Source organism: Streptomyces sp. MnatMP-M17, from assembly GCF_900091995.1.
Classification (GTDB): domain Bacteria; phylum Actinomycetota; class Actinomycetes; order Streptomycetales; family Streptomycetaceae; genus Streptomyces.
Genome location: NZ_FMDK01000176.1, coordinates 1 through 8,190 on the forward strand (window position 1 = coordinate 1; position 8,190 = coordinate 8,190).

An 8,190-nucleotide genomic window follows, 5' to 3' on the forward strand; every position below is an offset into this window, starting at 1 on the left:
GGAGCCACCCCCGCGCCGTAGGTCCTGTCCGATCGGCCGGACAGGGCCTGGCCGCCGCTCACGAGGTTTGCACCCGCGCACCGGCGGCGAGCAGCGACGGCGACGGCAGCGCGATGTCCGCGATGTCCGGCAACGCCGGAACGTCCGGTACGACGGTGGCGCCGGCAGTGGTGGCATGCGGGAACTCCGGCTGCGGGCCGGGCGTGGCCACGTCGGTGAACGGGATGCCCGCGGGCGCCGTCGGACTCGCCCAACTGCCGGAGGGCGTGGGGGACTTGGCGGGAACCGGGCAGGACGCCGTGTCCGCGAGCCCTGCGGGTACGGTCGTCCGAAGCGCGTTCCCTTGCAGGCAGTTGCCCTGTCCGCGGGTGGCGGTGGGGAACGTCCAGCCGACGTCGACGCCGTTGGCGGTGAAGGTGTTGTCCGTGATCCGGTTACGGTCCGCCGTCAGGTCGGCGGTCGCGGTGATCACGAGCCCGGCGTTGGTGTTGCCGGTGATCCGGTTGCGGATGAACCGGTTGTCGCTGCCGCCGTCGACGCCGACACCGATGCCCCAGCCGCCGTCGGCCTGTTCGGGGGTCTGAGTCTGCTGGTTGTCCGCGATCAGGTTGCCGACGACGACGGCGTCGCGCTGCGGGAGCAGCTTCTCCTGGTGGTCGGAGTTGGTGGTCAGCCCCACGCGGTTGCCGACCAGACGGTTGCCGACCACATACATGTCGCCGCCGGCGTTGGTGCCTTCGTAACCGACCGCGTTGAGTTCGGAGACGTTGTCCCGCACCACGATCCGACACGGCTTGCACTGGCCGACATAGATCCCCGAGTCCGCCGCGCCCGATGTGTAGGAGTGCTCGATGACACCGTTCTGCGCGGAGAACGCGTAGATGCCGTACAGGCCGTTGCGCGTCGCGGTCACATGCGAGACCAGGAACGACTTCAGAAAGCTGACGGGTTCATCGCCGGTGTCGTAGCCGCCGCTCCCCGGCAGCCCGGCGACCGCCGCCGCCGAACCGGTGACCAGCACCCCGTTCTGCGTGTTGTTCCGCACGGTCAGGTTCTCCACGGCCACCCCGGGCGCCGCGACGACCACCCCGTTCGGCTGCCGCAACCGCCCGTCGATTACCACCCTGGCCCGGGACTCGCCCCGCAGCGTGATGCGAGCCGTGTCGATCTTCACCGACTCGTGGTACACCCCCGGAGCCACCAGTACCAGGTCACCGGGCTGGGTCAGGGACACCGCATCCGAGATCGTCGGGGCGTCGCCGGGCACACGGATTGTCACCCGCGCACCTTCCGGCCGCCGGCCCTTGTCCGATCCGTCGTCGTCGCCACCACCACCGCTGCCGCAGCCGGCCGCCAGTGTCAGTGCGCCCAGTAACCCCGCCATCGCCATCACGCGAAGAGCTGATCGAGACATGATCCCAGTCTGGCATGACGGGCGAATTCCCCGCCGGAACAAGGAGGTTGAGCGGCCGGAACAAGGAGGTTGAGCCGCAGACGCGAGGCGGGTGTGGCACTCTGCACACCATGCACCGCGCCGATCGCCATCCGTCACGCCGCGCGTTCCTCGATGTCACCGGCGCCACCGTGGCCGCAGGTCTCATCGCCGGGTGCTCATGGGACTCCGCCGAGCCGGGTCGGCCCGGCCCTTCCGCGGCGGACGCGGACATGCCGGACCCGGAGAGGGTGGCCGTACCCACGCCGGTTCCGGCGACCGGCCGGCATCAGGCGGGCGTCACGTTTCCCGGGACGGCCCAGCGCAACCTGCTGGCCGTGGTGGCCGACCTCGGCACCGCGGTGGCTCCCGGCCCGTTACTGGCCGAGCTCGGCGAGACCATCCGCGCCCTCACCGCCGGGTCCGACCCGCGGCTGCTGGGCCTGTCCCCGGGTGACCTGACCGTGACCGTCGGCGTGGGTCCGCGGCTGGTGCGGACGGCCGGTGCCTCACTGCCCGGCGCGGCCGACCTCCCGCGGTTCTCCCGCGAGCGGATCGCCCCGCAGGCGCGCGGCGGTGATCTGCTGATACAGATCTGCGCCGACGACGCGCTGCTCGTACCGGTCGTCGCCGCCGCGCTCCTGGACCAGGCCGGCGACCGCGTCCGTGAACGCTGGCGGCAGCCCGGACGCCGCGGTACGAACGTGCCGGTCGCCAAGGGCCGTACCGCACCGCGCAACCTGCTCGGTTTCATCGACGGCATCGTGGGCCCGCACACCACCGCCGAGCAGGAACGTGACCTGTGGCTGGCCGGGCCCCCTGCGGTCTCCGGCGGCACCCTGGCCGTACTGCGGCGTATGGAACTCGACCTGACACGGTTCGCCGCCCTGTCCGTCGCCGAGCAGGAGGCGGTCTTCGGGCGGCGCCGGGCCAGCGGCGTACCCCTCTCCGGCGGCGCCGTCGCCTCCGGCCCGGAACTGGGCGCCAAGACGCCCGACGGGCGCTATCTCGTCCCCGCGGACGCCCACGTGCGCAGGGCGAACCCCACCGTGGTCGGCGTCGGCCTCATGCTCCGCCGTTCGTACAGCACCGACGAGCCCGCCCCCGGCCTGCTCTTCATCAGCTTCCAGAACGACCTGCGGACCTTCACGGCCACGCTCACCCGCATGGACACCTCCGACGCGCTGCTGCCCTTCACCACCACGACCGCCAGCGCGACGTTCCTGATCCTCCCCGGCTTCGACCGACAACACCCGCTCGGTTCCACGCTGTTCGGCTGATGCCGCGGTGCCGGGCCGGTGGGCTGCTGTGCGGTCGGGCAGGACCTTGGCGTGCCCGAGCCTTCCGGGCCGACAGCCGAAGCAAGCCGGCCTTGCTCAACCCGCCGGAGAACCCGTTCCACTGCCCGCCCGGCGTCGTATGGGTGCACTTGCTGAACCAAGGCCGCGTTAACAAGTTGCGCCCGCTCCCCCCGCAGTCGATGAGATGAACCCGGTAGACAGATCCAGCGATCCATCGAACTTTCCGGGCTCTCGCCGCATCTTGCAGGTATGGATGGCATAACGGCAGCGCCGAGGGGCGGACGGTATGCGCGAGCCGCCGCGGGTGAAGCACGGACCGTCGTCGACGGGATACGTCAGGTCTACCGCCTCGCAGGTAAGGGCCCCGTGTGCCTCGTGCACCCTGGAGGCCCGGGCGCGCACCTGGCGTACCTTCGAATACCCGAGCTGGAAGAGAAGCTCACCTTGGTGTACCTCGATCCGGTCGGTTCAGGCGACAGCGCCTTACTACCGGACGGGGACTACTCCATGTCCCGCTACGGGCGGTTCGCCGAAGCCGTACTCGACGACATTGGTGCATCTACCGCCGCGACCCAGGAGATGGCTTTTTTTGTCCAGCGTTGGACGGAGCGGCCTGAGGCGGTCCCAGGTCGGCCTTCACGCAATAACCAAAGGAACATCTTCAAGCCATGACTTATGTCCACGACTCGCTGGGGCAGTTCACAACGGCTTACGTCGACCTCATGGAAGACCTGGCGAAGGTCACCACGGGACGCGCCCGAAGAGGCCGCCACGGTGCCCTGCTGGCTGTCGCCGGCGCGCCGGCCGCCTCGCTGAACTTCGTGATCAGTCCCAGCTCCGAACCGCTCGCGGAAGACATCGCAGCGCTCGCGGAGTCCGAGCGATGGGATGTCCCGTGGAGCATTCAGGTCCGTGGCGTACCCGGACCGCAGGTCGCAGAGGAGGCTGCGCGCCACGGACTGACCCGCCTCGAGATAATTCCGCTCATGGTCAGGCGACCCGATGAGGGGATGCCGGCGCAGCAGACCTACGGCTCTCTGCAGGTGCGTGCGATCGAAGCCGCTGAGCTCCGCCTGTACGTCAAGGTCATGGCGGAGGGCTTCGGGGTGCCGCATGAGATGTTCGCGATGCTCGACGATCCGGCCGTGGCCCGCCTGGACGGGGTCGCGTTCTACCTGGCGGAGGTGGACGGCGTGCCGGTCGGGACGGGCATGACAGCAGTACGCGGTGAACTCAACGGCATCTTCAACATCTCCACGCTCCCGGGGCACCGGCGCCGCGGCTACGGGTGGGCGGTCACCATGGAGCTGGTCCGCGCGGGCTACGCCTCCGGCGCCCCCACGGCCTACCTCTACGCGAGCGCAATGGGTGAGCCCGTGTATGCGTCGGCCGGTTTCCACACCGAGGAGTACCTGTCGGTGCTCTCCGCTCCGACGCAGGAGTCAAACGTCTCCCCGAAGCGCGCAGGGAGCTTGAGTGCATCCCCGAAGGCCGTCTCGCGGGCGCGGAAGGGATAGAGTCGCGTGGTCGTCGTCTTCGTACTGGTCGCACTGCTCGGGTTGTCCGCTCTGGTGGCGGCCAACTGGCTGGTGTGGCGTCGGCTGTTCCACGACACGACCCGAGGCCCCGGGTTCATGCGTCGAGCAGGTGCGGTGGTGATTTGCGGTGGCTGGGCACTGACGGTCGGCACCTTCGCTAGTGTGTGGACGGACGCTCCCTTCCGGATCCAGGAGATCCTGGCCTGGCCGGGTTACCTGTGGCTGGTCCTATCGGTATACCTGCTGCTGGGGGTGTTGGCGGGTGAAGCTGTACGCCCGTTGCTGCGGCGGTGGTTCGCACAACGGGCGGGTGCCGAGAAAGCCGTACCAGCGCCGAAGCCGGTACCGACGCGAGTAACCCCGGCCGTGTCACCGATCACCACGTCGGCCGACGTGACCGCGTCGCCCGCCACCTCGCACACGACGTCCACGTCCCTTGTGCCCATGCCTGACCCCCAGCTGGGAGCCCGCACCGCGGGGCCTGTCGAGCCGTCCGGCTCCCTCGCCGTACCCTCTCGTCGCCTCTTCGTCTCCAGGGTGGTCGCCGGTGCTGCCGCCGCAGCCGCCGTGGGGACTGTCGGTTACGGCACATACGGCGTTCTGCGTGGTCCGAATGTAAAGCACGTCACTGTCCCGGTGGCCAAGCTCCCGCGCGCAGCGCACGGTTACCGGATCGCGGTCGTCAGCGATATCCACCTGGGCCCAGTTCTAGGCCGCAGCTTCGCCCAGAAGGTCGTCGACACGATCAACGGCACGCAGCCCGACCTCATCGCTCTGGTCGGCGACCTGGTGGACGGCAGCGTGCCGGACCTCGGCCCCGCGGTGGCACCGCTCGCCGAGCTCCGGGCCCGGCACGGCGCGTTCTTCGTCACCGGCAACCACGAGTACTACTCGGGAGCCGAGCAGTGGGTGGAAGAGGTACACCGCCTGGGCCTGCGCCCCTTGGAGAACGCCCGCACCGAACTCCCCCACTTCGACCTCGCCGGTGTCAACGACATCGAGGGCGAAAGCGATGGCCAGGGCCCCGACTTCGCCCGAGCACTCGGTGACCGGGACAGAACGCGCACGTGCGTGCTCCTCGCCCACCAGCCGGTCGTGATCCACGACGCCGTCAGTCACGGCGTCGACCTCCAGCTCTCCGGGCACACCCACGGCGGCCAGCTCTGGCCCGCCAACATCTTCGCGAACCTGATGAGCCCGACCGTGGCTGGCCTGGAGCGTTACGGAGACACACAGCTCTATGTCAGCCGGGGAGCCGGCGCCGCCGGCCCGCCAACACGCGTCGGCGCCCCCTCGGACATCACGGTGATCGAGCTGGCGTCCCGCCGAGCCTGAGTAGGCGTCCCCAGCGCCACCAGCGACCGGGGCGAATGCCCGTTGGCGGCGGCGTGGCCGCCTCGCTCAGGGCCAGGGGGCGCCAGCAGCGTCACAACCACCGGCCCTCCTCGTACGGATTCAGCGTCAACGTGTTGCGGCCGCCGCGCGCACCAGCCCTTGTGAGGTTCCACAACTACTCGTCCAACGGCTGTCCCGCTCTGCCCGTCGGGCGTAGGGGACGCGGCAACGGTTCGAAGGAGTGTCATGAATCTGGTGGGCACCTGCTCAGTAGAGACCCCTGATGGATGCGGAGAACGGTCACCTGGTCGAGGACGCTAACGGCATGTCGGTTGCGGTGTCGGATGAGGTCGTTGACGGTGCCGGTGTGGCATCGAAGACGACGGCAGCGAGTCGGGAAGCGGCGGCCCGCACGGGCTGAGCCCCGCTCTGTTCGACGAGCTGGCCGAGCTCGCCACCGGCAAGGTCCATGACGGCGAACTGCGGCTGATGGGCGAAGGCGGTCTGCTGGTCGAGCTCACCCGGCACCTGATGCAGGCCGCCGTCGAGGCGGAGACGGACCCGCACCTGGCCGAGGGGACTGGCTGCACGGGCGGCCGGGGCTCGCGGTCGGGGGTAATGCCCACAACGGCTACCGGTCGTGGAAGGTGATGACGGAGGTCGGCAGTGTGGTGGTGCAGGTTCCCCCGGGACCGGCTGGGTACCTTCGCCTCCAGCCTGCTGCCGGGTACGCACGCCACACCGGCGGCGTGGAGAAGATGGTCCTGTCGCTGACCGCGAAAGGGCTCACCTCCGGGGAAATCGTCGCGCATCACGTTGGGACGTACGGCATGGAGACGGTCTCCACAATCACGGACGAGGCCTGGGCGTCATGGCCGACTGGCGCACGCGGCCGCTCGATCTGGTCCATCCGGTCCTGTTCGTGGACTGCGTGAACGTGAAAATTCGTGACGGTGCGGTGGCGAACCGCCCCATACGAAGGCGGGCGGTCGTGCCCATGGACTTCATACCAGTTACGTGGAATCACGCCCCGCAGGAGCCTTCTCGTATCCTGCGGCGTCCCCATGGGCTGAGGAGACGTGTTGGGCAGCGCGGTGGTGCTGGAGGAGAAGTGGCCGGTCCTGCCCCGAGAAGCACCCTCGCCGGGAGATCGTGGACGCGATCCGCTATGTCGTGGATACCGGATGCACGTGGCGGGCCCTGATCAACGGCCTGGCGATCTCCCACAAGCCGTCCGGAACAATCCAGCTCCACGTACCCCGCCCATACACAGCCCAACGACCAACAGCCATGTAGGACACGATCTTAGGCCTACAGCTCCCGCAGGTTCCGGGCCTACCTGCGTAAACGCGGCATCGCGTGCACCATCCCGGAGAAAACCGACCAACGAGCCGGGCCTGTTTCAGAGGTGGCGCGCGTAGTGGAGCGTCTTGCTGACACGACCCCTGTCCAGGAAGTGCACCCACACGACGCCGGACGGGAAGCGGAACGGGTCCTTCGGCGGGTTGAGTAGAGCAGCCTCCCAGATGACCACCTCGCGGCTGGCCACCACGTTCAGCAGCTTGTGCCCTACGCCGGCGGACACAGCACGATCCCACTCCGAGGGCACGGAGTCGATGCCCATGCGTTCGCCGGTCGACCAAAACACATTTGCCTGTGGTGACCACCAGTCACAGAGGACCGACGCAAGTTCGCCGCGGTCCGCGGATTCTATGGTCTCCGTGGCCAGCTTGCGGTGCCTTGCGTGCAGGGTTGCAGCATCGTCGTGCACCTGCTCGGCCGAGTTCAGCAGGGCATTGACGAGCTTCGTGCGTGCCTGGTTGAGCCTGCTGCGCACGGTGCCGATCGGCAGGGCGCAGAGTGTCGCGATCTCCTGGTACGAGGTGACGTCGGTGAAATAGCGCAAGAGCGTCACCAGCTGCAGAGTGGGGGACAGGTTCTGCAGTGTGCCCCAGACCCAGTCCCGCAACGCGTGCTGGTCGAGAACCTCCGCCGGGTCCGGCGGTGTTGGGTTTGACCGATCCGCCTCAAAGGCTTCGCTTACTTCGGGCATGGGAATGGCCGACATCTTGCGCAGCTGGGCCCGGCACACATTGCGCACCACCATCCGTAGCCACGCACCGACCGCGTCCGGATCCCTAATGTCGCCTATCCGGCGAACCGCAATGAGCACCGCCTCCTGCACAGCGTCTTCGGCATCCTGGCTGTGACGGAGCAAAGCCAGCGCGACCGCATGCATACCTGCTCGATGTCTGGCAAGGAGCAGGCCTAGACAACTGGCATCGCCCGCCTGTGCTGCGTGCAGCAGTTCGGAGTCCTGCGGCACTCGAACCAGCCAATGTTTTTTACCCATGTCTAAATATTAGACTCAGGCCCTTTCGGCCCCAAATGTCCGACCTTCGGGCCTGGTGCGGCATCCTGAACCGGAGCATCACCGCCCAAAACGGCAAGCGCTGCTCAAGACGTTCGGGCCACAGGCTGAAGCCGGCGGTGATGGGGGGTCTGCTGCACGACCAGGTGACATCTAGCCTCGATCTTTCGTGAGGGTCCGCCGACGGTGTCGGTGGGCCCTTTCGCTTTCTGG

At 68.4% G+C, this 8,190-nt stretch carries 7 protein-coding genes; 4 read left to right on the plus strand and 3 right to left on the minus strand.

Annotated features, from left to right (window positions below; genetic code table 11):
* Positions 1–58 precede the first annotated feature (58 nt).
* Positions 59–1,414: a right-handed parallel beta-helix repeat-containing protein gene (locus GA0115259_RS08760; RefSeq protein WP_093593328.1), complete on the minus strand. Its 1,356-nt coding sequence runs from the start codon at positions 1,412–1,414 to the stop codon at positions 59–61.
* A 110-nt stretch (positions 1,415–1,524) separates the two neighbouring features.
* Between GA0115259_RS08760 and GA0115259_RS08765 the strand changes: the two genes are divergently transcribed.
* From GA0115259_RS08765 to GA0115259_RS08775, 3 genes are all read left to right on the plus strand, one after another.
* Positions 1,525–2,712: a Dyp-type peroxidase gene (locus GA0115259_RS08765; RefSeq protein WP_093593347.1), complete on the plus strand. Its 1,188-nt coding sequence runs from the start codon at positions 1,525–1,527 to the stop codon at positions 2,710–2,712.
* 743 nt (positions 2,713–3,455) lie between these two features.
* Entirely contained in the window at positions 3,456–4,250 is a 795-nt protein-coding gene (locus tag GA0115259_RS08770; protein ID WP_176732482.1) for a GNAT family N-acetyltransferase, read from the plus strand.
* Positions 4,251–4,256: 6 nt separating this feature from the next.
* Complete coding sequence (locus tag GA0115259_RS08775) at positions 4,257–5,606, plus strand: metallophosphoesterase (protein ID WP_093593331.1); 1,350 nt, start codon at positions 4,257–4,259, stop codon at positions 5,604–5,606.
* A 300-nt stretch (positions 5,607–5,906) separates the two neighbouring features.
* Here the strand turns inward: GA0115259_RS08775 and GA0115259_RS08780 are convergent, their stop codons facing one another.
* Positions 5,907–6,173: a hypothetical protein gene (locus GA0115259_RS08780; RefSeq protein WP_093593335.1), complete on the minus strand. Its 267-nt coding sequence runs from the start codon at positions 6,171–6,173 to the stop codon at positions 5,907–5,909.
* A gap of 17 nt (positions 6,174–6,190) precedes the next feature.
* Between GA0115259_RS08780 and GA0115259_RS42720 the strand changes: the two genes are divergently transcribed.
* The gene (locus GA0115259_RS42720) at positions 6,191–6,541 is read left to right on the plus strand and encodes a transposase (protein ID WP_370747527.1); all 351 of its coding nucleotides are present in this window, start codon (positions 6,191–6,193) and stop codon (positions 6,539–6,541) included.
* Positions 6,542–7,008: 467 nt separating this feature from the next.
* Here the strand turns inward: GA0115259_RS42720 and GA0115259_RS08795 are convergent, their stop codons facing one another.
* Positions 7,009–7,959, minus strand: coding sequence for an RNA polymerase sigma factor (locus GA0115259_RS08795; RefSeq protein WP_093593344.1), 951 nt, complete (start codon positions 7,957–7,959; stop codon positions 7,009–7,011).
* Between the last annotated feature and the right edge of the window lie 231 nt (positions 7,960–8,190).